This is a genomic window from Almyronema sp., assembly GCF_052168255.1.
GTDB lineage: Bacteria > Cyanobacteriota > Cyanobacteriia > Phormidesmidales > Phormidesmidaceae > Sphaerothrix > Sphaerothrix epifaneia.
Window position 1 is genome coordinate 126,647 of sequence record NZ_JBQLZL010000031.1, and the last position, 22,932, is coordinate 149,578.

Annotated in this window: 24 protein-coding genes and 2 tRNA genes; 18 read left to right on the top strand and 8 right to left on the bottom strand. The window is 50.7% G+C overall.

Annotation, left to right across the window (positions count from 1 at the left end):
* Positions 1 to 252: 252 nt before the first annotated feature.
* From psbQ to thyX, 4 genes are all read left to right on the top strand, one after another.
* A complete protein-coding gene (gene psbQ, locus ACTS3T_RS06240) occupies positions 253 to 696 on the top strand; it encodes a photosystem II protein PsbQ (RefSeq protein WP_377962750.1) in 444 nt (147 codons plus the stop codon).
* 5 nt (positions 697 to 701) lie between these two features.
* Entirely contained in the window at positions 702 to 1,787 is a 1,086-nt protein-coding gene (locus tag ACTS3T_RS06245) for an NAD(P)/FAD-dependent oxidoreductase (RefSeq protein ID WP_377962752.1), read from the top strand.
* Between the two features lie 89 nt (positions 1,788 to 1,876).
* A complete protein-coding gene (locus tag ACTS3T_RS06250; protein WP_377962754.1) occupies positions 1,877 to 2,719 on the top strand; it encodes a hypothetical protein in 843 nt (280 codons plus the stop codon).
* Between the two features lie 100 nt (positions 2,720 to 2,819).
* Positions 2,820 to 3,542: an FAD-dependent thymidylate synthase gene (thyX, locus tag ACTS3T_RS06255; protein ID WP_377962756.1), complete on the top strand. Its 723-nt coding sequence runs from the start codon at positions 2,820 to 2,822 to the stop codon at positions 3,540 to 3,542.
* A gap of 9 nt (positions 3,543 to 3,551) precedes the next feature.
* On the opposite strand, the gene ACTS3T_RS06260 is transcribed toward thyX, so the two are convergent.
* From ACTS3T_RS06260 to lpdA, 3 genes are read right to left on the bottom strand one after another with little or no spacing between them, the layout of a single operon-like run.
* The gene (locus tag ACTS3T_RS06260) at positions 3,552 to 3,812 is read right to left on the bottom strand and encodes a DUF5340 family protein (protein ID WP_377962757.1); all 261 of its coding nucleotides are present in this window, start codon (positions 3,810 to 3,812) and stop codon (positions 3,552 to 3,554) included.
* Between the two features lie 44 nt (positions 3,813 to 3,856).
* Complete coding sequence (trpC, locus tag ACTS3T_RS06265; RefSeq protein WP_377962758.1) at positions 3,857 to 4,738, bottom strand: indole-3-glycerol phosphate synthase TrpC; 882 nt, start codon at positions 4,736 to 4,738, stop codon at positions 3,857 to 3,859.
* 24 nt (positions 4,739 to 4,762) lie between these two features.
* Complete coding sequence (gene lpdA, locus ACTS3T_RS06270) at positions 4,763 to 6,196, bottom strand: dihydrolipoyl dehydrogenase (RefSeq protein ID WP_377962760.1); 1,434 nt, start codon at positions 6,194 to 6,196, stop codon at positions 4,763 to 4,765.
* 324 nt (positions 6,197 to 6,520) lie between these two features.
* Between lpdA and ACTS3T_RS06275 the strand changes: the two genes are divergently transcribed.
* Positions 6,521 to 6,763 carry a hypothetical protein gene (locus ACTS3T_RS06275; RefSeq protein ID WP_377962762.1) on the top strand — a complete coding sequence of 81 codons (243 nt, stop codon included), beginning with the start codon at positions 6,521 to 6,523 and terminating at the stop codon, positions 6,761 to 6,763.
* A gap of 85 nt (positions 6,764 to 6,848) precedes the next feature.
* On the opposite strand, the gene ACTS3T_RS06280 is transcribed toward ACTS3T_RS06275, so the two are convergent.
* On the bottom strand, positions 6,849 to 7,631 hold the full coding sequence (locus tag ACTS3T_RS06280; RefSeq protein ID WP_377962764.1) for a TrmH family RNA methyltransferase: 783 nt from the start codon (positions 7,629 to 7,631) through the stop codon (positions 6,849 to 6,851).
* Between the two features lie 274 nt (positions 7,632 to 7,905).
* Positions 7,906 to 7,989 (bottom strand) — tRNA-Leu (locus ACTS3T_RS06285).
* 216 nt (positions 7,990 to 8,205) lie between these two features.
* Between ACTS3T_RS06285 and murA the strand changes: the two genes are divergently transcribed.
* From murA to ndk, 8 genes are all read left to right on the top strand, one after another.
* Positions 8,206 to 9,570: a UDP-N-acetylglucosamine 1-carboxyvinyltransferase gene (murA, locus tag ACTS3T_RS06290; protein WP_377962869.1), complete on the top strand. Its 1,365-nt coding sequence runs from the start codon at positions 8,206 to 8,208 to the stop codon at positions 9,568 to 9,570.
* Between the two features lie 105 nt (positions 9,571 to 9,675).
* A complete protein-coding gene (locus ACTS3T_RS06295; protein ID WP_377962766.1) occupies positions 9,676 to 10,548 on the top strand; it encodes a M48 family metallopeptidase in 873 nt (290 codons plus the stop codon).
* Positions 10,527 to 10,608, top strand: a tRNA-Leu gene (locus tag ACTS3T_RS06300). The genes ACTS3T_RS06295 and ACTS3T_RS06300 overlap by 22 nt, the downstream gene beginning before the upstream one ends.
* A gap of 48 nt (positions 10,609 to 10,656) precedes the next feature.
* On the top strand, positions 10,657 to 10,989 hold the full coding sequence (locus ACTS3T_RS06305) for a hypothetical protein (RefSeq protein WP_377962768.1): 333 nt from the start codon (positions 10,657 to 10,659) through the stop codon (positions 10,987 to 10,989).
* A gap of 74 nt (positions 10,990 to 11,063) precedes the next feature.
* Positions 11,064 to 11,540 (top strand): transposase, encoded by a 477-nt coding sequence (locus tag ACTS3T_RS06310; protein WP_462934856.1) that lies wholly within the window; start codon positions 11,064 to 11,066, stop codon positions 11,538 to 11,540.
* 214 nt (positions 11,541 to 11,754) lie between these two features.
* Complete coding sequence (upp, locus tag ACTS3T_RS06315; protein WP_377962772.1) at positions 11,755 to 12,390, top strand: uracil phosphoribosyltransferase; 636 nt, start codon at positions 11,755 to 11,757, stop codon at positions 12,388 to 12,390.
* A 205-nt stretch (positions 12,391 to 12,595) separates the two neighbouring features.
* Positions 12,596 to 13,258, top strand: coding sequence for a peptide-methionine (S)-S-oxide reductase MsrA (gene msrA, locus ACTS3T_RS06320; RefSeq protein WP_377962774.1), 663 nt, complete (start codon positions 12,596 to 12,598; stop codon positions 13,256 to 13,258).
* A 657-nt stretch (positions 13,259 to 13,915) separates the two neighbouring features.
* Positions 13,916 to 14,365 carry a nucleoside-diphosphate kinase gene (gene ndk / locus ACTS3T_RS06325; RefSeq protein ID WP_377962775.1) on the top strand — a complete coding sequence of 150 codons (450 nt, stop codon included), beginning with the start codon at positions 13,916 to 13,918 and terminating at the stop codon, positions 14,363 to 14,365.
* 124 nt (positions 14,366 to 14,489) lie between these two features.
* Here the strand turns inward: ndk and ACTS3T_RS06330 are convergent, their stop codons facing one another.
* The gene (locus ACTS3T_RS06330; protein WP_377962777.1) at positions 14,490 to 15,350 is read right to left on the bottom strand and encodes a TerC family protein; all 861 of its coding nucleotides are present in this window, start codon (positions 15,348 to 15,350) and stop codon (positions 14,490 to 14,492) included.
* A 157-nt stretch (positions 15,351 to 15,507) separates the two neighbouring features.
* Between ACTS3T_RS06330 and ACTS3T_RS06335 the strand changes: the two genes are divergently transcribed.
* Both ACTS3T_RS06335 and ACTS3T_RS06340 read left to right on the top strand, forming a co-directional pair.
* Positions 15,508 to 16,221 carry a hypothetical protein gene (locus tag ACTS3T_RS06335; protein ID WP_377962779.1) on the top strand — a complete coding sequence of 238 codons (714 nt, stop codon included), beginning with the start codon at positions 15,508 to 15,510 and terminating at the stop codon, positions 16,219 to 16,221.
* Positions 16,222 to 16,410: 189 nt separating this feature from the next.
* A complete protein-coding gene (locus ACTS3T_RS06340) occupies positions 16,411 to 18,123 on the top strand; it encodes a GH3 auxin-responsive promoter family protein (protein ID WP_377962781.1) in 1,713 nt (570 codons plus the stop codon).
* 213 nt (positions 18,124 to 18,336) lie between these two features.
* On the opposite strand, the gene ACTS3T_RS06345 is transcribed toward ACTS3T_RS06340, so the two are convergent.
* A complete protein-coding gene (locus tag ACTS3T_RS06345) occupies positions 18,337 to 18,804 on the bottom strand; it encodes an EVE domain-containing protein (protein ID WP_377962783.1) in 468 nt (155 codons plus the stop codon).
* Positions 18,779 to 19,276: a tRNA (adenosine(37)-N6)-threonylcarbamoyltransferase complex ATPase subunit type 1 TsaE gene (tsaE, locus tag ACTS3T_RS06350; RefSeq protein WP_377962785.1), complete on the bottom strand. Its 498-nt coding sequence runs from the start codon at positions 19,274 to 19,276 to the stop codon at positions 18,779 to 18,781. The genes ACTS3T_RS06345 and tsaE overlap by 26 nt, the downstream gene beginning before the upstream one ends.
* 392 nt (positions 19,277 to 19,668) lie before the next feature.
* Between tsaE and ACTS3T_RS06355 the strand changes: the two genes are divergently transcribed.
* From ACTS3T_RS06355 to ACTS3T_RS06365, 3 genes are all read left to right on the top strand, one after another.
* The gene (locus ACTS3T_RS06355; RefSeq protein ID WP_377962787.1) at positions 19,669 to 20,310 is read left to right on the top strand and encodes a nucleotide-binding protein; all 642 of its coding nucleotides are present in this window, start codon (positions 19,669 to 19,671) and stop codon (positions 20,308 to 20,310) included.
* A 108-nt stretch (positions 20,311 to 20,418) separates the two neighbouring features.
* Positions 20,419 to 22,071 (top strand): Ppx/GppA phosphatase family protein, encoded by a 1,653-nt coding sequence (locus ACTS3T_RS06360; protein ID WP_377962789.1) that lies wholly within the window; start codon positions 20,419 to 20,421, stop codon positions 22,069 to 22,071.
* Between the two features lie 107 nt (positions 22,072 to 22,178).
* Positions 22,179 to 22,901 (top strand): succinate dehydrogenase cytochrome b subunit, encoded by a 723-nt coding sequence (locus ACTS3T_RS06365; RefSeq protein WP_377962791.1) that lies wholly within the window; start codon positions 22,179 to 22,181, stop codon positions 22,899 to 22,901.
* The last annotated feature ends 31 nt before the right edge of the window (positions 22,902 to 22,932 follow it).

The window sequence follows — 22,932 nt, forward strand, 5'->3', positions numbered from 1 at the left end:
ACTACGCCCTTGAGTCTGCAAAGCCAACCTCGCTTTACGACTGCTGGCTCCGTCTAATACTGCTAGCTCACATCTAGTCCTGCCTGCAGTAAACGGTACCCTAGCGGATCTGGTATCTGCTGAAGGGCTGAGATTGAGGCTCTCTGAACTGGCAAAGTCGAGCATTCCTCCGTAAAATACCTTCACAAGAGAGAATACTCAGTTTTTGAGCGTCTGATCAGGCTTATCAGTGCATTAGGAGGGACAAATTCTATGACATGGCATCGGTCATTCATTCGCCTACTTGTGGCTGCGATCGCAGTGCTAATCGTTAGCTGTAGCCCAGCCCAGCAGGCTCCCCCTCCTACCTACAGTCCAACCCAAATCGAGCAAATTCAGGCTTATGTGCCGCGTGTTATTGCCCTACGAGAACGCATTCCAGAACTCAAAGCCTACATTCAAGCTCAAGATTGGACAAATGTGCAGTCATTTATTCATGGCCCTCTGGGGGAATTACGGGCACGAATGAATCGTTTAGCTCGTCAGTTGTTACCCCAAGCGCAAACCAAGGCTAACGATCTGGCTCAAGATTTATACAACCATCTTGTAGCCATTGACGAAGCGGCTGTCGCTCGCAACGCCTCGGTTGCTAAGCGGCAGTATCAAGCTGCTTTAGAAGATTTTGATGCTTTTCTAGACCTGGTGCCCCAGCCTTAGCCATTGTGAACAATCGAGTCGTTGTTATCGGCTGTGGCGTTGTCGGAGCCGCGATCGCGTATGAGTTGAGCCAAGTACCCCACTGGGAGGTATGGGTCTGCGATCGCCAGTTTCCGGCTCAAGGCTCTACGGGAGCCGCGCTGGGGGTTTTGATGGGGGTGATTAGCCATAAGGTTAAAGGTCGCACCTGGCAGCTACGCGAAGCTAGCTTGCAGCGTTACGAAACGCTGATTCCAGCGCTAGAAAGGGCGATTGGTCACCCCCTGCCGTTTAATCGCGCAGGAATTCTCAGCCTCTGCTTTGACGCCGCAGACATTGCTAAATGGCAGCAGCTACAGCAAACGCGACAGGCTCAAGGCTGGCCTCTAGAAATTTGGTCACCCCAACAGCTCAAAGCTCAATGTCCTCACCTCAAGGTTGAGGCTGTGCAAGCAGCCATTTACTCGCCGCGCGATCGCCAGATCGATCCCACAGCGCTAACGCTGGCTCTGGTCAAAGCCGCCCAGCAAAACGGGGTTCACTTTCAGTTTGGCTGTGAGGTACAGGCAATTGAACCGACCGCCCCCGGTCACGCAGCACAGGTACACACTAGCAACGGCGCGATCGCCGCAGACTGGGTCGTCATTGCGGCGGGTTTGGGGTCTGGCTCGCTAGCGAAGCAAGCTGTTTCTTTGATACCCGTTTTAGGGCAGGCGGTGCGGCTACAGCTAGAGGCTCCTTTAGGCGATCCCGGCTTTCAACCCGTCATCAACGGTCGCGATATCCATCTAGTCCCGTTAAGCGCAAATCAATACTGGATTGGAGCCACCGTCGAATTTCCGCCCAACAGCCCAACTCCGGTTACTCAGCCCCAAGCAGAAGCGTTAGAGAGCTTGATTCAAGGCGCGATCGCTTACTGTCCGGCGATCGCCCAGGGCACTTGTTTACAAACCTGGTCAGGACTGCGCCCCCGACCGCAAGGGCGTCCGGCTCCGGTCATTGAGAAGCTGACAGGCTATGACAACGTGATTGTAGCCACCGGACACTACCGTAATGGCGTTTTGCTAGCACCCGCAACGGCGCAGCAAGTTAAGCACCTGATGGGGGCTTAGCACTACCACCGCAATCGCCCTGGAAGTTGCCGCTACAGAAGGGATAACATGCCATAGACTAGAGGAACAAACTCATCTAGGGAGTTAAGGTGGCACTAGAATCCTCCTGGCAGGAGATGCTGACATCGGTTGAAATTGCGGCGCACAAACTGACCCGTAGCCTCAAGCGGGAAAAAGCGTTTTCTTCACGGGTCAACCAGACTTCAGCACAAACGCTGTGGCTGGCAGGGCTAACGGGATTCGTACTAGCCACTTCAAACTGGCGGCTACTGGCGGCTATGTCTGTTGGCATCGGCTCTATTCGTTTAATTAACTGGCTGGCTGATGAAGCCCACTGGCAACTGTTTGAGCAAAGCTGTGAAAAGCTCTGGTTGCAGCTCAAGCAGCCCACTGTTATGACCGCTGCTAGTGGCTTGGCAATGAGTATAGCCGCCTACGGCGTTTTATCTCTTTGGTCAGCAGTTGATAATCCCTGGTTGGCCTTGGGCTTGCTCACACCAACCGGGCTGAGTCTAGCCACGCTGGCCTTATTGCTCTGGCAGTTCAAAGCGTCTGCAGTTCACACCAGCCCAGAGAGCGATCCCCACCAGCTTCTGGCGCAACTGACTCATAGCGATCCCCTACGGCGTCTAGTGGCTATTCAGCGCTTAATTTATTGGCTTGACCCAACCAGCAGCCAGCAAACGCCCTATGATCTGGAGCGCTCTACTGCGATGCGATCGCAAATCATTGACTGTTTTCGAGTGCTTTTGGTGCAAGAAAGCGATCCCATTGTTCGCAATACCTTACGAGCAGGGCTTCAGGCAACCTCAGCCACCTTACCCCAGCTGAGTCAAGGGGCACCGCCGCTGCAGCTAGAATCTGTGGCTCGGGTATCGGCGCTGCGATCGCCCCTGCGCCGTTCTCAAACTGAGTATGTAGAGTCCGTTTAGGTTAGCCCGCCGCAATAGCGAGAAAAATATAATAAACCGACTGAGATAGCAGCTCAAGACGTATGCTAGAAAATCCTGTGTGCTATTAGTTCTAATCGTTATGGATCGCTTTCGAGTCGAAGTTATTACCCAAACACCCTATCCGCAGCAGGCGATCTACGCGGCTATGCACCAAGACTATGCCGAGGCGTTTGTGGCTGATGAGCGCGATCGCTGGCCGGATGAAGCCAAGGCTGGCGATTTAGTGATCAAAAATCTGCTCAAAGGCGGTCGCGGCCATTACGGCCCCTTAGAACACCCTCAAATCGTCCTTAACTGCGGCTGGTTTCCCCACTCCACCATGCAGCAAATCCGCACCCATCGCGTGGGCGTGAGCTTCGATGTGCAGTCATTTCGTTACACTGGGATCAGACTGCTAGATGTGGTCAAAGGCCAGCGAGAGGTGGATGAAGTTTTTTATTTGCGTCCTGTAGGGTTCTATAGCGATCGCCAGGGTAAGCGCTACGAATATACTGCCGAGCAGCGACAGCAAGATCTCGATTGGTGCTTAGCGGCTTGTCAGCACTACCAGCAGCGAATTGAGCAGGGGCTTTCAGAAGAACATGCGCGGGGATTGATCCCGTTCGATGTCCGGCAGCACTGGGTGATGTCGGCTAACGTGCGATCGCTGATGCATCTGCTCGACTTGCGTTGGAAAGCCGATGCCCAACTTGAAGCCCAAAAACTATGTGAGTTTATCTGGCCCCACTTTCAAGCCTGGGTGCCAGCGATCGCCCAATGGTACGAAGACAACCGCTTAAAAAAAGCCCGTCTAGCGCCGTAGCGCTGAAGTTCAATATTCATCCGTATGCGGCGCGCTAGGAGCCGCCGTATCGTTCAGCGACCAATGATATTCAATCGCAATCCCCGAACTGCGGCAGCTTTCTTCAAGCTGTTTTTGTTGAGACAGGGCTTTACGCAGGGTAAAAATTAGCTCCTGTATTTGTTGCTGCTGGGGCGATCGCTGCTGAAGCGAAAACAAAGTTTGTCGCTCTAATAGCTGTAGCAAGAGTTCATAGTGAATGTGAGAAGGCAACGGAATTGGCCGATCCATAGGCTCTATAACAGACTTATTTCAACGGGGGCAGAAAGATTATCTTAAGCAAACAGGGCGGCGATCGCCTCACCTAAATCAGGTTGCCTCATCAAAGATTCCCCAATGAGCACCGCCTGCGCCCCCGCCTGCTGTACAAACTGAATATCCGCCGAGTCAAATAGACCTGACTCACTGACAACGAGCACATCACGAGACTGCAATATGGCTTGCCGCTGGCTGATCAACGTTTGGGTGGTCGCTAAATCAGTCGTAAAGTCTTCCAAATTACGATTGTTAATGCCAATTAACTGTACCTCTTCAATCGCCAGCACTCGATCTAGTTCTTCTAGGGTATGGACTTCCACCAAGGCACTCATGCCCAATGCTTTAGCAATCCGTACAAAGTAGCGCAAATCTTCATCAGAAAGAACAGCCGCAATGAGCAAAATCGCATCCGCCCCACTTACGCGAGCCAAATAAATCTGGTACGGATAAATCAGAAAATCCTTACACAACAGCGGCACCGCTACCGCCGCTCGAATGGCTGCAAGATAGGCAAAATCGCCCTGAAAAAAGGTTTTATCCGTCAACACAGACAAACAAGCTGCCCCAGCCGAGGCATACGCCTGAGCAATTTCAACAGGTTGAAAGTCTGGGCGAATGACCCCTTTGCTCGGAGAAGCTTTTTTCACTTCAGCAATCAGGGCTGGCTGAGTCTTACTTTGGCGCAAAGCTGCTATAAAGTTGCGTGGTGGCGCAGTTGCCAGCACCCGCCGCTGCAGATCAGCCAAAGAAAGCTGTTCGCGCATTTGGCTAACTTCTGTTTCTTTGTGCCAGATGATTTTTTCTAAAATGTTGCGCGGTTCAGCTTCAGGGACACGCACCTGGTAGCTCAAATTTTGTACTTTAACGGATGGATTAGGTGGGCGTCTGCGGATCTTCATGGCACCTGTTTAACGAGCAAAAAACTAGTGGGCAACTTCTGCCCGCTTGAAGGCTTCATCTAAAACCTCTGATAGCGTTGGGTGAGTGTGTACCATAAAGGACAAATCTGCAACAGAGGTTTTTTGAGCGATCGCATTAGCGGCTTCTTGGATCAAATCAGAGGCGTGCAGCCCAATAATATGCGCCCCCAAAATTTCCCCTGTATCTTTGCGATAAATTACCTTGGCTAACCCTTCGACTTCGCCTTCAGCCAGTGCTTTAGAGTTGCCCTTAAAGTAAGTGCGTACCGCACCGACCTGAAAACCCTGCTGTTCTGCCAGTTCTTTGGCGGCAGGCTCTGTTAGCCCCACAAAGCTGACCTCCGGATGGGTAAACGCCGCCGCTGGAATGCTGAGATAGTTGACTTCACGCGGGCGATCGCAAATATTTTCTACCGCTACAACCCCTTGGGCTGAAGCCGCATGAGCCAGCATCATCTTGCCCATCGCATCACCAATAGCCCAGAGGTGGGGAACGGGTTCTCCGTTCCTCAACACAGCCAAATACGCATCCGTAGGAATAAAGCCACGCCGATCTAGCTCAACGCCAACACTCTCAAGACCCAAGTTTTGAGTCGCCGGAATGCGCCCCGTAGCTACCAAGCAAGCGTCTACCTCTAAAACTTCGCTGACTTCCTTAGTTTTCGGATCAGCCAGTTCAATCACAACGGGCGAACCCGGTTTAACCGTTTTGGCGATCGCCCCAACCTTGGTTTCAATATCACGAGGATTGATTAAAACTCGCTGCGCAATTTTGGCAATGTCGGGATCAAACGTTGGCATCAGGCGATCGAGCGCTTCGATTAGCGTCACCTCTGAACCCAAAGCCGTATAAATATCAGAAAATTCTAGGCCAATATACCCACTGCCAATAATTGCAATCCATTGGGGAAGCCAGTCTAGCTTCAGAGCCTCATCACTGGTAAAAACAGTTTTACCGTCTAGCTCAATTCCAGGCGGCACAAAAGGCACCGATCCCGTCGATAGCAGAACATCTTTTGCCGTCAACATCTGGCTACCGGAGGCGGTTTCAACCACTACCTTTTGCTCGCCTGCTAGCTTGCCCCAGCCTTTGATCACGTCAATTCCTAAGCGAGTCAGGCTATTACTCATATCGCCTTGAATCTTACTCACCAGGTCTTTAGCATGATCTGCGATCGCCTGCCGCTCAAACGAAACATCTCCTACCTGAATGCCCAAAGACTTGAGGTGGTGAGTGTTGCGCAGTTCTCTCACTCGGCCAGAAGCTGCCAGAAGCGCCTTTGAAGGAATACAGCCACGATTAACACAGGTGCCGCCAATATCACCTGCTTCAACAATGGCAGTCTTAAGGCCGCACTTAACGGCATGAAGGGCAGCACCATGTCCACCAACGCCAGCCCCAATAATCACTAAGTCGTAATCGAACGCCTGACTCACGTCCCTCTCCTGCATCCAATGGGTCTAAAACGAAACGCTTGCTAACATCTTAAGAACGTTAGCAATACCATAGACATCGTTACACAAAATTACGCCCTTCATGCTCACACATAAAGATCCACGGCTCAGGCGGTACAAGGTTCAATGCGATTCGGCGGTCAGTTTTGGGCACCTTCTAAAGAATTCAGACCCAGTCTGAGGCAATTTCTGCTTTTGTGCGGTTGCTACTTGCCCCAAACGGTAAGTTGAATATCAATTGAGGCATCCTGAATAGGTGTCTTGAAATTATCGAGAGATTTCCCATTGGATTCTGGAGCGGATTGTATGCAAGACCCTCTTCAAGACCATCGTCAGCACGCCGCAAAAGAGTTTAGGCAGGCACTAGCGGCATTAGAAGCTTTTCTCAACACAACCGTTGAAGAGCAACAAACGCTCACTCAGCCATCAAATTCCGCCCAGGCCAAAACGCCTAACCATCCCATAGACTTGGCTGCTTTAGAAGAAGCGGCGGCTGATATTGAGCGCTATATGAAAAGTCGCAATGGGGAACCCCCTGAGCAGAGCTGATTTTTTCTGAGTCATCTCACAGGGAGATTGCCCTGTTCCCAAACACCCCCATCATTGAGGAGCAGGCTGCCCCAAACGCAACAGGCTACCCGCTTTGTCGCTGTCGCTGTGCTTCAAATAAAATAACAGCGGCTGCGATCGCAACGTTGAGAGACTCTACCCCGGGTTGAATGGGAATTTTAATCACATCAGTAGCAAGGTTAGCCATCTGAGGGGACAGTCCACCCCCTTCGTTACCCAGCAGTAAAACCGTAGGCAAGCGCAAATCGCAGTTCCAATAATTTTGCTGAGCGTCAGCCGCCGTCGCCAAGACCTGTATACCTGATTGTTGCCACTGGCTCATTTGCTGAGACAAGTCAGAGCTAATTTGCATCGGCAGCTTGAACCATTGCCCCGCTGTCGATCGCAAAACCTTAGGATGAGCCAAATCTACACTGTCTTCACTCAGCCACAAACCATCAACGTTGGCAGCCGCCGCCGTGCGAATGATCGATCCCAAATTGCCAGGATCTTGAATAGTTTCTAAAACTAGACCCAAATCGGGGTTCGCTGGACAGGGCTTAACGGCTCCCTGTCTGGCTGTAGCAATGACGCCATCCGGATTAACAGTCGTGGCGATCGACTTCAAAACATCTGGGGTTACCGCTTCAGCACGCTGTGCTTGAGCGACAGCCTGCTGCCAAAGCTGAGGGTACCGGGCCTGCCATTGCGGTGTATAGCAAACGACTTCGATGGGATAGTTTACAGAGCAAGCAACTTCTAAAAGGTGAGTCCCTTCAAGCAAAAATCTTTGCTGCGATCGCCGCTCTTTAGCCTGACTCAGCTTACGAATTTGCTTAATCAGTGGATTTTGCAGGCTAGTCAACATGAACCTAAAAGTTAAAAACAGAGGTATAAACCTGAAAAATGGCAAAAATTGGCTTATTCGCTAAAAACGTATAGATATTAAATATTTTGTTGAAAAATGTAAGCAATCATAAGACAATCTGACCGGATCATGCTTATTTCTGTGCTCACAAACAGCCATAACAACCGCTCAAACTTGGCATACAAACAACGGCCACTGGGCTAAATCGCGCATTGACTCAGCCAATAGTGCCAGCCTAAAGCGGGCGGTTAAATTGCAAGAAAAGCTTGTGTTATGCGGAACCCGGGACTTGAACCCGGAAGTTCTTAAGAACACTAGAACCTGAATCTAGCGCGTCTACCAATTCCGCCAGTTCCGCACTGGGCGCAGCTATCACTGCGGTTCACCATCATCCAGCAAATTAGGGACATTCGTCAACCCATTTAAGCCTGAAAATAATCTATTTTTTTGTTGCCAATCCTTGACCACTCCTCGATCTGACAAAATGCGGATATATCCTCTGGATGAGTTTCGGGTAGAATCTAACCGAAATTACTGCGCTACACATTTGGAGGATACTCCCATTACTTCCCCCATGATTACCCCTAACTCATCTGCCCCCGATGGCGCAAATAGCGTCCTCGAAATCTGGGGCAGGCATTCGCTGAGTGGACAAGTCCAGATTAGCGGTGCCAAAAACTCAGCTTTGGTGGTGATGGCAGGTGCTTTGCTCTGCTCCCAAGACTGCCGTATTCGCAACATTCCCTCTTTGGTAGATGTGGCTCGTATGGGTGAAGTCCTTCTGGCGCTAGGCGTCAAAGTGGAGCACAGTAACGATACCCTGACCATCGACTCAACCCATCTCAGCCATTCTCGCGCTCCTTACGAGCTTGTCAGCCAACTGAGAGCCAGCTTTTTCGTCATTGGCCCACTACTGGCGCGCTTGGGCGTTGCCCGCGTACCGCTACCAGGCGGATGTGCAATTGGCGCTCGCCCTGTTGATCTACATGTCCGCGGTCTGCGAGCCATGGGCGCTGAGGTTCATATTGACCACGGAACTGTTCATGCCTGCGTACGTGGCAGTCGCGGACGCTTACAAGGCGCTCGCATTTATCTGGATTATCCCAGCGTAGGCGCGACTGAAACACTCATGATGGCAGCGACCCTAGCTGATGGTGAAACCATTATCGAAAATGCTGCTCAAGAACCCGAAGTGGTTGATCTGGCTAACTTCTGTCGCGCCATGGGGGCACGCATTCGAGGGGCAGGCACCAATACCATTACGATTTCTGGTGTGCCCAGCTTGCACTCCACCGACTACAGCATTATTCCTGACCGGATTGAAGCGGGAACTTTCCTAATTGCAGCCGCGATTACTGGCTCTGAAATTACGCTTTCCCCCGTCATTCCAGATCATCTAACCGCTGTGATTGCAAAATTACGTGAAGCTGGCGCTGAGATTATCCCAGAAGTCCACAATCGCCTGCGGATTAAAGCGGGGCCGCAAATTTTGGCTACCGATACCCAAACCCGTCCCTTCCCTGGCTTTCCTACCGACATGCAAGCCCAGTTTATGGCCTTGATGACGTTGAGCAACGGCAATAGCATGATCACGGAGACGGTGTTTGAAAACCGTTTGCGCCATGTGGGAGAACTGGTTCGAATGGGGGCAGACATTCGGATGAAAGGAAACTGCGCTATTGTTCGCGGGGTTCCTTGTCTAGCAGGGGCACCCGTAACGGCGACTGATTTGCGGGCTTCTGCGGCGCTAGTCATTGCTGGCTTAGCAGCAGAAGGCAAAACCCAAATTCAAGGACTTCAGCACCTAGATCGCGGCTACGACAACTTGGAGCACAAGTTGCAGCAGTTAGGAGCTAAACTGCAACGCATCCAGGCAGAAACTACAGACGAGGTCGCTCAACCTGCTGAAGCCACAGTTACGACAGCCGCAGGAGAATAAGATTTGGCTATCTCCTCCCTACGCTGACCAACAGCCTCGCTATACTGACAGAAAGGGCGCTGGTTGTCAGAACCAAGCCATAAAACTTACCACCCGTTACGCGGCATGGATATTTCTAAAACGTTGCTAGTGGGTCTGAAAGCAGATCACTTTCGCCATCCTCTAGATTTGAAAGCGACTCAGGCACTCAAGCAGCTACCTGGGTTAGATATTCTGGTGCGTAACCTGGTAAGTCCCATAGCCGAGCAATTTTTCTATTTAGAAAATATTGCTTCTAGTGTTTTGGTCAGCGATCGCCAATTGCCTCACTTGCACAAGCTTTTACAAGAAGCTTGCCGAATTTTAGATCTCGAATCTCCCCAGCTCTATATTCGCCAACATCCGGTGCCCAATGCCTATACGTTTGCCATGAGGGGTAAGCAGCCCTTCATTGTCATTCATACAGCTTTAATTGAGCTACTGACACCCTCAGAGATTCAAGCCGTCATTGCTCATGAGCTAGGGCACTTAAAGTGCGATCACAGCGTTTACCTCACCCTTGCCAATTTAATTGCGTTGGCAGCGAGTCAACTGCCCATGGGAGCTGTGCTGGTACAAAACTTCCAGTCGCAAATTTTAGAATGGGTGCGTTGCGCCGAGTTTACCTGCGATCGGGCAGCTTTATTAGTGACTCAAGATGCTAAAGTGGTGGCTTCACTTTTAATGAAGCTTTCTGGTGGATCTCCTTCCTTAGCTCCGCAGCTCAATCTAGAAGCTTTCTTAGAACAGGCTCGCTCCTATGATGCCATTAGCAATTCTCAAATTGGCGAAATGCTGAAGCAGGTTCGCACAAGTGAGATGACCCATCCGGTTCCTGTGCTCCGGGCTAGAGAAATTGATCAGTGGGCCAGCAGTCGTGATTATCAACAACTTTTACATCGCGGCTCAATTCAGTATAATAGTGAAGCTAATCCCAAGGGCGGATGGCGAAATTGGTAGACGCACCACACTCAAAATGTGGCGACTTCGGTCATGAGAGTTCGAGTCTCTCTCCGCCCATGCTTACGCTAAAACAAAGCCTAAAGACAAAGTTGAGGACAACGGTTGATGGCACAGCAGCTCAAACGGTGGGAAAGTCCTCGCCACCGAGGACGCAACGATAAAGGTAGAGGCGGTTCAGCCCGCTTGCGCCAGCAGCTTAAGCAAAGGCAGCTATGGCGCAAGCGACTTAAAAAGTCGACTTCATCCGATGAAATACCGAAAAAGAGAGAAGCTAGCTTCTCTCTTTTTTTATGCATTTTTTCGGTTATCGCCAAGAGAGTTTTCCAACACAATAAGGACACCAGGGTGATCGTTTGTGAATTGATAGAGTTTTACTCAAGCAGCCTTAACTCCTACAGGGAATTTAAGCAACTGGTTCTCAGATTGGGCATCCTGTAACTAGAAAATGAAATCCTTATAGTTGGTAAATTGCTTTGAAAGAGGATGTTGTCAAACAACTATCTGTAGTTTCAGTGGTACCTACACAGCATAGGCTGACGGGAAGCCCCTATTTAATTACACTTTGCACTTATCAAAAAGAATCTCTGTTTGGCAGCTTAGCCAATGGCATGATTGAACTCAATGAGATTGGCAAAATTGCTGCCGACGAATGGATACGGGCATCTACCCGACACCGCGAAATTCAGCTAGACCAGTGGACAGTTAGACCCAGCTGTATCCAGGGTATCGTAATTGTCAATTCAGACGTGGCCTTGAGGGAAACCAACCGCTACCGCTACAGCGCTCTTTCTAAGCCTCGTTCACTCTCTTCGTTTGTAGCTGGGTTTAAAGCCGCAGCGGCTAAACGGATTAACCTTTTGCGCAATCAACCCGGTGTCCCCGTATGGGAGCGCAGCTATCAAGATCAAAGGGTACCTGACCTCGTTGCTTTGAAGCGTTTGCGCCGAACAATGGAACCCACTTCTTTTTCACCAAACTGGCCAGCGTGAACCCGCTTGCGGCTTCATAACAGCAACGACGCAACGTGATGACTCGACGCTTCCTTGCTGATGTGATCTCACCCTTCTCGAACGAGTGAGTGGCTGAGAGACAATCTAAATATTTGAAATACTGAACTTTTGTATCCTAAAAGCCATTGTATCGGGCAATAAAAAGCTTTAAGTTGATTACGCCACAGCTAGCTACTCATGCCTGCTCAATCTTATGGCCGCACAAGTTCATACCATTGGTCATCCGCTGATTCAGCATAAGCTCACCCTAATGCGACGAGCTGAAACCAGCACAGCTAAGTTTCGCGCCTTGCTCAGAGAAATCAGCATGCTGCTGGCTTATGAAGTCACCCGTGATCTGCCTCTAAAAACTGAGATTATTCAAACGCCTCTGACTCATATGGAGGCTCCTATCCTGGCACCTGAAAAAAAAATGGTGATCATTTCCATCATGCGGGCGGGGCAAGGAATCTTAGACGGTATTTTGGAACTCATTCCGTCGGCACGGGTTGGTCATATTGGCTTGTACCGCGATCCGCGATCGCATGTAGTTGTCGAGTATTACTTTAAAGTGCCACACGACATTACCGAACGAGATGTGCTGTTAGTCGATCCGATGATTGCTACGGGCAACACGGCTGTAGCGGCTGTTAACCGACTTAAGCAAATTCAGCCACGCTCAATTCGGTTTGTTTGTTTGTTGGCAGCCTCTGAAGGAATCGAGCAGCTACATGCAGAACATCCGGATGTACCGCTCTATACAGCAGCCATTGATGACAAGCTAGACGAGCATGGCTATATTCTGCCGGGGATGGGAGATGCAGGCGATCGCTTGTTTGGGACTCGTTGAGCGATCGGCCAAACTGGGCAGTCCACCCACAGCTTGAACCTGCAGCCTGCAAAATTAGCGCTCCTTAGACAGCCTTTTAGAACAAAAGTAGGGTAACCTTTACGCCAACCTCGCCAAAAAGTTCGGATTAGACCACCTGAAGCGATCGCGGGAACTGTTTTATAGTGAAGCTATCAAGAAACTTTTCTAAAAACTGAGCAAATTCATGGCTTTATTTGGACTTGGCAAAAAGACGGCAATGCCTGCAGCTGAGGAAGCCTTACCAGGGCGTGAGCAGGCCATGTCGGTACCGGAAAAGCACTTTGTCAACGGCAATCGCCTGACCCCACCTTTTCCAGATGGCCTGAAAACTGCCTTGTTTGGCATGGGTTGCTTTTGGGGAGCTGAGCGCAAATTTTGGCAATTAGAAGGCGTTTACTCAACAGCAGTCGGCTATGCCGCTGGTCACACACCCAATCCAACTTACCGAGAAGTTTGTAGCGGCATGACAGGCCACAATGAAGTGGTCAAGGTGGTTTACGACCCTAACCAGGTTAGCTACGAACAGTTGTTAAAAGTTTTCTGGGAAAACCACAATCCCACCCAAGGAATGCGACAGGGCAACGATGTAGGTACTCAGTACCGCTCAGGCATTTATGTTTATTCTGAAGAGCAGCGTCAGTTAGCGGAAGCTTCTCGCACTGCCTATCAACAAGCGCTGCAGCAATCGGGCTTTGGCGAAATCACCACTGAGATTTTGGCTGCTCCTGAGTTTTACTATGCCGAAGACTACCATCAGCAGTATTTGGCCAAAAATCCAGGCGGCTATTGTGGCTTAGGGGGCACTAACGTGTCGTGTCCAATTGGGCTTGAAGTCGGCGCTGAATAGATCTGTAAACGTCTATAAGCCTTAATTAAAAACGCTGGTTGCTAGTCTCTGCTGGCAACCAGCGCTTTGCTTTTAAAAAGTAGCTATAGCTAAAAGACAGAAGACGGAGGGTAGAATGGCAGGCTTGCTGGCAATAGCTTTTAGCGATTTAAGTGTCTCAGCCCAGGCGACGACAGCGAGATAAAACTGCTCCCCTTTCCTGAAACCTGTGGTTGCGGCTTGAAGCTAATACCAGAGAAACGGTGGCTAATGAGATAGCAGGTCAAAATGAGAATTTGACTAAGAATTGCTGTTGACTTGTATAGTTTAGCGATCGCCAGTGAATATTTTCGCTTTCCTCGGCAATGGCAAAGTCAAAAGGTACGCTGAGGAGGTCATCTATTATCTAGGGCGCATCTTCATAGACAAGCCGTTATTTATCACTGTCGCTACGGCGCAGGAGAAGTTTTATGAAACCCGCTGCTTCGGAAAATCAGTCTTTAGCCACCCGCATCTTTGGCGAATCTGCCTTCGTCACCATTGGGTTTATTCTGCTGATTGTGCTGCTAGGTTAAAGATGAACGTAGGCTAAACGCTCGAAGGGCGAAAGCCTTTACAAAAGTCACACCTTTTCTGAGCATAGAAAAGGTTTAGAAATTACGTTAGGAGCTGGTATCTGTGGAACGCACATTTTTGATGGTTAAGCCCGATGGAGTTCAGCGGGGGCTAGTGGGTGAGATTATCCGTCGCTATGAAGCGAAAGGATTTACCCTGGTAGGGCTAAAACTGATGCAGGTTTCGCGGGAGCTAGCTGAAAAGCACTACGATGTTCACCGCGAAAAGCCTTTCTTCGGTGGTCTGGTAGATTTCATTACCTCTGGCCCGGTTGTGGCTATGGTTTGGGAAGGTGAAGGGGTTGTCGCTTCAGCTCGGAAGCTGATTGGGGCGACTAATCCGCTATCGGCAGAACCGGGTACCATTCGAGGCGACTATGGGGTGACCATTGGTCGCAATATCATTCACGGTTCTGACGCGGTTGAAACCGCTCGTTCAGAAATTGCTTTGTGGTTTGGTGATAACGAGCTAGCAGCCTGGGAACCCAGCATGAAAGGTTGGCTCTACGAATAAGGGCTGCCTTTTTCTAGTCATGGGGGTCTAAAGCTAGACCCATGAGCTAAATCGTGCGGGCAGGGCGAACTTGGGTTCGCCCCTACAGCCGTTACAGTTGCTTTCTGGTTTTATCACTACGGACTTACATAGAGGCGTCGTCTTTAGCCAGCGGAGCCACCATTTCGACTTCAGCCTTTTCTGATTGCCCTAAATCTGCGCTTTTTGAGCTATGGGTGGTTTGGCCGTTTTGCGCAGCGCTATGCGTTGATTCCAAAACAGGTTCGCGATCGCTGGCAGTTAGCTGTTGTTGCGCTTCAGACTCAAGCGTAGGCCGCTTTTTGGAAAAGCCCCAGGCAAAGAGGGCGGCAATCAGACTCACCATCAGCCATTCGGGGGGAACCCAATTTTCATTCACCACTCGAATCAGCAGGCGAATACCCACCAGCGCCACTGTGGCAAAGCCAGCATCTTCTAAGTGAACATAAACTTCTAGCCAGCCGATAAACAACTCAGCCATAAATCGCAGGGTAATTACCCCAATTGCCCCGCCTAGCAGCACCAGCCAAATTTCTTGTGAAAGGGCGATCGCCGTAGTGACGCTGTCTAAAGAAAACGCTAAATCAGTGAGGGCGATCAGGGGCACTGCTTGCCACACTGTTTGAAAGCGAGGCCCGTGGTGGTGGGCGTCGTCGTCTTCGTCGGAGGTGAAGTACTGGTAGACCAGCCACAGCAGGTAAACAGCGCCTAAAACCTCAAACTGCCAAAATTGCAAGACCCATCCTGCCGTTAGAATAAGGCAGACGCGCAAAAGAAAAGCAACCACCAGCCCTACATTGAGCGCCCGACGTTCCATGTCTTTAGAAGCCAGACCCTGAGCGATCGCTGCTAAGGCAATAGCATTGTCAGCAGACAACACCGCTTCTAACGCAATCAGTACGGGGAGCAAGAGCAGTGTATCGACGCCGACGTTAGGAGAAAATTCTAGGAGACGATCTAGGGGCATTCAAAACGGATGGGTTAGGTGGACTAAATAAGGCTAGAAGCAGGCGCAGCTAAAGCGTTTGAAAGCGCAGGGTCACTTGATCTTAGCGCTCGATCCTTCATATAGATAACCTGAATGGGTTATTTGCTATACAGTTTAGTGACTTCTGAGTGACCTGGTGATTCATTCTTTGATTCAGCAATTCCGCGATCGCTATCCTATGGGTAGCCTAACAGCAGATCTGCTTATGCTGCATGATGGGCAATACATCGTTAGAGCGATCGTGCAGCTAGAGCAAGGTACGGTAGCCACTGGCATGGCCGCAAGTTCGGACTTGGCTCAAGCAGAAGATTTAGCCAAAAGCCGAGCCTTGCAGTCTTTAGGTTTAGCGGCAAAGGCTGAGGTGAATGTCGCCTCCCCTTTAGCCGCCGCCGATGAGCCGCCAGCCTCTTTACCTGTAACGAAAAAACTTGCCGCCACCTTGGGTAAAGCCACGGTTCAAAGCGGCTTATCTCAAACGGAGTTGCCCACGGTGACCTCGTTACCCCTGCCAGACGAGTTGCCCCACCCCCAGGTGGATCCCATACCAATGTCGGTCGCCACTTTTCAGCCTGACTTGCCTGCTAGCTCACCGCTGCCTTCTTCTACCCCTCACTCAGCGCCCCCTGAGGCCAGTTTGTCATCCGTGGCAACAGGGCCAGTGGATCTTTCTGATATTTTGGCGCAAACCGATGTTGAACTGCGGCGATTGGGCTGGTCAGTCCAGCAGGGGCGAGAATTTTTGGAGCAAACCTACAACAAGCGATCGCGCCATGACTTGAGCGACGAGGAACTGCTAGAGTTTTTGCTTTACTTAGAAGGCCAGCCTTCCCCTACAGAACCTGAGGGGTAAGGGCTAGAGTGGATAAAGGTCAGGCTGAGGACGAGAAGGGCGATCGCTGTGGCTACTAACAAGCGATCGTCACTGGCGCAACCGCAATCTAGTCAGTTTCATGGCAAAATTTAGGACTGTAAAGAATCTGTAATGAAAGTTGCAGGCTCTAGGGTGCTGATGCTTGAAAAAAGGTGAAGAGACTACAGTATGGGAACTCCCCTGTTAAAACTGGTAGCCACGTTAGCGCGTTGGCAAGCTAGGTCTTTTGTCGCTAAGCTGCCACGTTCCACCACGATTCAGGCTAACTTTCTCAAATCGCTTTTGCAGGTGCAGCAGGCAACCGTGCTAGGGCAGGAACTAAAGCTAGCCCACATCACAACGCTAGACCAATTTCGCCAAACCGTCCCCATCTGGCCCTATAGCGCCTATCATCCTTACTTTGAACGAGCCGCCGCAGGTGAGCAAAACGTGGTTGCCCCAGAACCGCTGCTTCACATCAATTTGAGTAGTGGCTCAACCGGAAACCAAAAGCTCATTCCCATTACGCGGCGATCGCAGCAAAACCGAGCCTATGCCAATCAGGTTGCAATGGGGTTCGCTTTTACCCAAGCTCAGCAGCGGGGATTGAACCTGGGCAAAATGCTCCTAACCCATTCTGCTCAATCTCTAGGCCAGACCAGTGGCGGCATTCCTTACGGCCATGTCAGCAGCAACCAACTGCGATCGACCCCCGGCTGGCTCTATCAGCAGCTCTTTGCTCAGCCTCGAACGGCTCAGCTCATCAGCGATACGTTAGCTCGTCACTATGTTTGCTTACTTTTTGCCTTGAGCGATGCCAACCTGGCGGTAATAGGCGCTACTTTTCCACTGGTGGCGCTTCAGCTTTGTACCTATTTAGAAACCTATGGGGCATCGCTGATTGAGGATTTAGCCAGCGGTGAAATTGCTGACTGGATTAAGCTCGAACCCGAATTTCGCGCTAGCTTGGCTCAGCAGTTGAGACCCCAGCGCGATCGCGCTCGCCAATTAGCTCAGCTTTTAAAAACAGCAGGACGTTTGCTGCCACAGCAGGTTTGGCCGCATCTAGCCTTTATGGTGACAGCGCGGGGTGGCCCTTCTAGCTTTTACTTTGAACGCTTTGATGAATACTTTGGGGATTTGCCGATTTTTGGCGGGACTTTTGCCGCTTCAGAAGCGGTGTTTGGTTCTCACTGGAATTTCAACACGGATGGCACCTTACTGGCGATCGCTAGCAACTTTTTTGAATTTGTAGCACCCGATCAGTGGACGGCTACCTATCCGCAGACGTTGTTGCCCCACGAAGTAAAAATTGGAGAGTTTTACCGCATTTTGGTGACCAATTATTCTGGCTTCTATCGCTATGACATTGGGGATGTGGTAGAAGTCACGGGGATGCGGGCTGGCGTGCCGTTGATTGCCTTTCGTTATCGCCAGGGCGGTACCCTATCAGCCATTTCTGAAAAAACAACGGAATATCATGCGGTGCAAGTGCTGACGGTGCTTAAACAACATCACGCGCTAGCAATTGAAGATTTTTGTATTACGCTGTCGGAAAACTGGGTAGATCCCTATTACGTGCTGAATCTAGAGCTAACCCCGAACGCGCCTGTGCCGCCCTTGCCAGCCGTACTAGCCGACTTCGATCGCCAACTGCAAGCGGCTAACCAGTCTTATGCACTCAAACGACAAAAAAATGACATTTTGCCCCCCCGGCTAAACCTGCTTGACAGCGGCAGTTTTGCCACCCTCCGCCAGCATCGCCTCAAGCCGGGAACCCCTGATACGGCTCAGGTGAAACTACCCCATATCAGCAGCGATCGCACGCTACTAGCCGAGGTTAAAATTCAGCAGCAAGTCAGCTTCTCGTCTCAATCACCCATCGGTCGAAGCAGCCTCTAAAGGCAGTTTTTCGTTAAACTATGACCTGCGCGGAACCTGCTGATATCAATTCTCAATTTTGGATTTTCGCTTTTGAATTGAACAGTCTTTGCTCTGCATACGTTTCGGTATTCTCATCTGTACCTTTCTTTTGAAGAATCGGTATAAACCCAGCGTAGTGATAGCAACACCTTCTGCCAGCCCTAACCTGAAAAGCCAACAGAAGCCCGTTGGTTATTTGAATGACGCCCCCTCAGCGATCGCCAGAATTTTTTCAGCCGCCGTTGCCGAAACAGGCATCACCGACAGCCGATTTCCCCGCTTCACGACCAGCAGTTCTTCTGGGCTAAAGGTAGCCTTGAGCGTATTTAGGGCAATGTAGTGGGCAAAAGTTTTGAGATAACCGACCTTCACCGTCTGCCAGCGAGGATTTTCCGGCGTTGATTGCTCATCATAGTAGGGGCTATGGCGATCAAACTGGCTGGGATCATCTAGGTTAGCCTGCACAATTTCCATCAGCCCTGCAATGCCCGGTGGCTGAGTGTTGGAGTGATAAAAAAAGGCGCGATCGCCGACTTGCATCTGCCGCAAAAAGTTACGAGCCTGGTAATTGCGTACGCCATCCCAAATCTCAATTTGTTCGCGCTCTAAATCCGCGATGCTGTAGACATCCGGTTCAGACTTCATCAACCAGTAGTTCATCGGTGCTTAGCGTCTTCAAAAGGTGGGCTTGAGCCTCGGTAGACGGCTGTAAGGTTGCCTGTCGTCCTTGGGCGGTATAAGTCAAATCAATGGTTAGCGGCTGCTCCGGCCCATAATTTAGCTTGTCTGACCACTCGATCGCCACAATTCCGGGGGCGACTTCGGTAGCATCCCAGTAAGTTTCTAGATAAAGGGCATCTATACTAGCTGCCTCTAGCCGATAAAGGTCGATATGGTAAAGCGGCAATCGCCCGCTTGCGTACTCATTGATTAAAGTAAAAGTTGGGCTGTCTATCGTTTCTGAAATGCCCAATCCTTGCCCAATTCCTTGAACTAGCGTCGTTTTGCCGCTGCCTAAATTACCTCGCAACAGCAGAACGGTGCCAGCAGGTAGCGATCGCCCCAACCAGTACCCTAGCTTGGCAGTCGCCACCGCAGTCGCTAACCTTAACTCCACCCCTTGCCATGCCATCGCCTGTTTTAACTCAAATTTTCTACCCAAATTTATTTATAGCTAAAGGTAGCTAAAGGCTAAAGGTAGCTGAAGGCTAAAAGCTAAAGGCAGCGGGCAGAATCAAAGGCTTTGCTGTCAGCGGCTTGCAGCGATTGAAGTGTCTCAACGCTTCTGGCTACTGCCATAGCCCTCTTTTATCATTCCAAGAATTTTGAACATATTTGCGTCGTTTCAACCCACGAAGCAATCAGGCTTTAATCCCGGCTTGATAGAAGAGGACTATCAGTAAAGACCAGTTAAAAGCAGTCTCTTTGCAAGTCCTATCAACCCGTTTGCTCGCTTGATCGACGCTTCACAGCCACTCTTGAAAACCCCTCCCCCATTTTCCCCTTTCGACATACCCTAATGACATGATTATTACGGTTGCCAGCTTCAAAGGCGGCGTTGGTAAAACAACGACGGCAATTCATCTGGCTGCTTTCTTTCAGGGGCAGGCAGAAACCTTGCTCATTGACGCCGATCCCAATCGATCGGCCTTAAACTGGGCCAGCCGTGGCGAGTTACCCTTTAAAGTCGTAGATGAGTGGCAGGCTGGTCAGGATGATCATGCTTACGGCCATGTGATTATTGACACCCCGGCTCGCCCCGTTGCCAATGACTTAGCGGCTCTGGCGACAAGCTGCGATCTGCTGATTTTGCCAACAACGCCTGATATTTTGGCTTTAGATGCGCTGGTTCTGACGGTTGCGTATCTTAACAAAATTCAAATGCGGGGTTATCGGATTTTGCTGACGGCCATTCCGCCCAAGCCTAGCAAAGCCGGAGCAGAAGTAAGAGCAATGCTGCGAGAGGTGAATTTGCCTGTTTTAGCCGCAGGCATTCGCCGCACCGCCGCGTTTCAAAAAGCTGCCTTGGCTGGGGTGCCTATTTATGCCATTAAAGATCCCAGAGCTGAGCTAGGCTGGCAAGATTACGAAGCGGCAGGCCAAGAAATTTTGCGAGACTTCAGCCAAACTCCCTCTCTCGACAATGGCACCTTACCCGATTTCTAGGTAAGGTCTGTGAAAGTTTTACATAGGTGACAATATAGCAGGGGCTAGATACCGATTAGCCCAACTGACCGATGTAGGATTGGTAACAGCAAAGATTTCAGCCGACTCATGGTAGACACTGCTTCTCGCTTTGCTCCCAAAGCGCTTGACCTGACGGACTTCTCTCCGCCGCTGGATCGCGATCGCATTTTGGCCGCTATTGATGTGGGTACGAACTCTATTCATATGGTGGTGGTCAAAATTCAGCCGACGATTCCGGCTTTTACGATTATTGACAAAGAAAAAGATACGGTTCGCCTGGGTGACTTTTGTGAAAAAACTGGCAGCTTGACCGAAGCAGCCATGAAGCGAGGCATTGCTGCTTTGAAGCGGTGCAAAGCGATCGCCCAGAGCCTGCAAGCTGAAGACATTGTAGCGGTAGCCACCAGCGCCGTCCGCGAAGCCAACAACGGCTGGGAATTTATTGAGCGAGTTGAGCGAGAAGTCGGGCTGTCGATCAATTTGATTGCGGGTACCGAAGAAGCTCGCCGGATTTATCTGGGCGTTTTGTCGGGCATGGAGCTACAGGGCCAGCCCCATGCCATTATTGATATTGGCGGTGGCTCAACGGAATTGATTTTGGGCAACGGGCAACCTCACCGCTTTTTAAGCAGTTCCAAGGTTGGTGCAGTGCGCTTATCGGCGCAGTTCGTCCATAGCGATCCCATTAGCGATCAGGACTATACCTACCTCTGTGCTTATGTACGGGGCATGTTAGAGCGACCCGTCGATGAGCTAAAAACCCATCTCAAAGCCGAAGAAACCCTCAGCGCCATTGGCACCTCTGGCACTATTGAGTGCTTAGCGGCGATCGCAGCGGACGAAAAACTTGGGTTTGTCCCCGAACCTCTCAACGGCTATCAAATGTCGCTGGCAGAACTCAGGCAAATTGTCGATCGCCTGCGCCGCATGGCTTACGAAGAACGCCTATCGCTACCAGAAATTTCTGATCGGCGAGCAGAGATCATTGTAGCGGGGGCAATTATTCTGCAAGAAACCCTAACGCTGCTGGGGGTTGAGGCTATCACCATCTGCGAACGGGCACTGCGAGAAGGCGTAGTGGTCGATTGGATGTTGACCCACAGTTTGATTGAAGATCGGCTGCAATATCAAGGTTCGGTTCGGCAGCGCAGCGTCATCAAAATTGCCCACAAATATCGGGTGGATATGCCCCATAGCGAACGCGTTGCTCAGTTTGCGTTGGCACTCTTTGATCAGCTCAAAGGCAAGCTACACGCTTGGGATTTTGCCGAGCGCCAGTTACTTTGGGCTGCCGCCGTCTTACACAATAGCGGCCATTTCATTAGCCACTCTTCCCACCATAAACACTCCTATTACCTGATTCGCAATGGCGAACTGCTGGGCTATACCGAAGCAGAAATCGAAATTATTGCCAACTTAGCCCGCTACCATCGCAAGAGCTTTCCGAAGAAAAAGCATGACAACTACCGCAACTTGCCGACTAAACATGCTCGCCAAGTCGTGGAAGAACTCAGCCCCATCTTGCGTTTGGCTGTGGCGCTCGATCGCCGTCGTATCGGCGCGATCGCTGAAATGAACTGTCACTACGACGAAGAGGCCAAACAGCTCCAGCTTCAGCTCACACCCGCTAATCCTAACGACAACTGTGAAATTGAGTTATGGAATTTGGATTACAAAAAAGACAGCTTTGAAACCGAATTTGGCGTCGAGGTTGTGGCTAATCTCGCGTCTGGTTTGTAAGGCGGCTAGCGCTGGTTCTAAGCAAGGATAGTTCACGTTTTATGAGGGGCGCTTCACGAACGGCGCCGACTGTTTAGGATAGAAACAGTTGCAAAAGATACCGTGGCATGAGTAACGCGATCGCCCCAAACGACAAACCCCAAGGGGCTAATCGGCTGGTGAGGGTTTTCCAATCACCAATTGGTAAAAAGCTGATAACGGGGGTCACAGGGTTAGGGCTAGCCGTTTTTGTGCTGGTACACATGTTGGGCAATCTGCTTTTGCTAGCCAGCCCAGACGCTTACAACGCGTATGCCTACCATTTAGAGCAATGGGGGCCATTCCTCTATAGCATTGAGCTAATTTTGCTAGCGTTTGTCATCTTTCATGCCCTGCTAGGCATCCAAATTTACTGGGGCAAGCTCAAAGCCCGTCCTACAGGCTATCAAACCTATGTCTCCGCTGGATCGCCCAGCCTGCAGTCTCTCAGCTCACGGACGATGATTTTGACGGGGCTGGGGTTGGGCGTTTTTTTGGTCTTTCATCTGATGGCTTTTAAGTTTGGGCCTTACTACAGCACGGTGTTAGCGAATGGCGTGGTCGGTCGCGATCTGGCTCGTCTGGTGATCGAAAAGTTTCAAACCCCGCAATATACCTTTGGCTACAGCGCTGTCATGATCGGGCTGGGGTTGCATCTGCGCCACGGTCTTTGGAGTGCGCTGCAATCTCTAGGGGCGATGAGTGCAGCAGCAAAGCCCTTTGTCTATGGCTTGGGCACGGGGCTGGCGATCGCGATCGCGATCGGCTTTATCGGTTTGCCCTGGGCCATTTTTAGCGGTTGGGTGGGTTAGCTTTGCCCCATAGAAGCAGGGTTTATTGGCT

Coding starts and splice junctions, on each gene's coding strand:
- psbQ (WP_377962750.1), top strand. CDS start 253: ATGACATGGCATCGGTCATTCATTCGCCTACTTGTGGCTGCGATCGCA.
- thyX (WP_377962756.1), top strand. CDS start 2,820: ATGGATCGCTTTCGAGTCGAAGTTATTACCCAAACACCCTATCCGCAG.
- ACTS3T_RS06260 (WP_377962757.1), bottom strand. CDS start 3,812: ATGGATCGGCCAATTCCGTTGCCTTCTCACATTCACTATGAACTCTTG.
- trpC (WP_377962758.1), bottom strand. CDS start 4,738: ATGAAGATCCGCAGACGCCCACCTAATCCATCCGTTAAAGTACAAAAT.
- ACTS3T_RS06275 (WP_377962762.1), top strand. CDS start 6,521: ATGCAAGACCCTCTTCAAGACCATCGTCAGCACGCCGCAAAAGAGTTT.
- ACTS3T_RS06280 (WP_377962764.1), bottom strand. CDS start 7,631: ATGTTGACTAGCCTGCAAAATCCACTGATTAAGCAAATTCGTAAGCTG.
- murA (WP_377962869.1), top strand. CDS start 8,206: ATGATTACCCCTAACTCATCTGCCCCCGATGGCGCAAATAGCGTCCTC.
- ACTS3T_RS06295 (WP_377962766.1), top strand. CDS start 9,676: ATGGATATTTCTAAAACGTTGCTAGTGGGTCTGAAAGCAGATCACTTT.
- ACTS3T_RS06305 (WP_377962768.1), top strand. CDS start 10,657: ATGGCACAGCAGCTCAAACGGTGGGAAAGTCCTCGCCACCGAGGACGC.
- upp (WP_377962772.1), top strand. CDS start 11,755: ATGGCCGCACAAGTTCATACCATTGGTCATCCGCTGATTCAGCATAAG.
- msrA (WP_377962774.1), top strand. CDS start 12,596: ATGGCTTTATTTGGACTTGGCAAAAAGACGGCAATGCCTGCAGCTGAG.
- ACTS3T_RS06330 (WP_377962777.1), bottom strand. CDS start 15,350: ATGCCCCTAGATCGTCTCCTAGAATTTTCTCCTAACGTCGGCGTCGAT.
- ACTS3T_RS06340 (WP_377962781.1), top strand. CDS start 16,411: ATGGGAACTCCCCTGTTAAAACTGGTAGCCACGTTAGCGCGTTGGCAA.
- ACTS3T_RS06345 (WP_377962783.1), bottom strand. CDS start 18,804: ATGAACTACTGGTTGATGAAGTCTGAACCGGATGTCTACAGCATCGCG.
- tsaE (WP_377962785.1), bottom strand. CDS start 19,276: ATGGCATGGCAAGGGGTGGAGTTAAGGTTAGCGACTGCGGTGGCGACT.
- ACTS3T_RS06355 (WP_377962787.1), top strand. CDS start 19,669: ATGATTATTACGGTTGCCAGCTTCAAAGGCGGCGTTGGTAAAACAACG.
- ACTS3T_RS06360 (WP_377962789.1), top strand. CDS start 20,419: ATGGTAGACACTGCTTCTCGCTTTGCTCCCAAAGCGCTTGACCTGACG.
- ACTS3T_RS06365 (WP_377962791.1), top strand. CDS start 22,179: ATGAGTAACGCGATCGCCCCAAACGACAAACCCCAAGGGGCTAATCGG.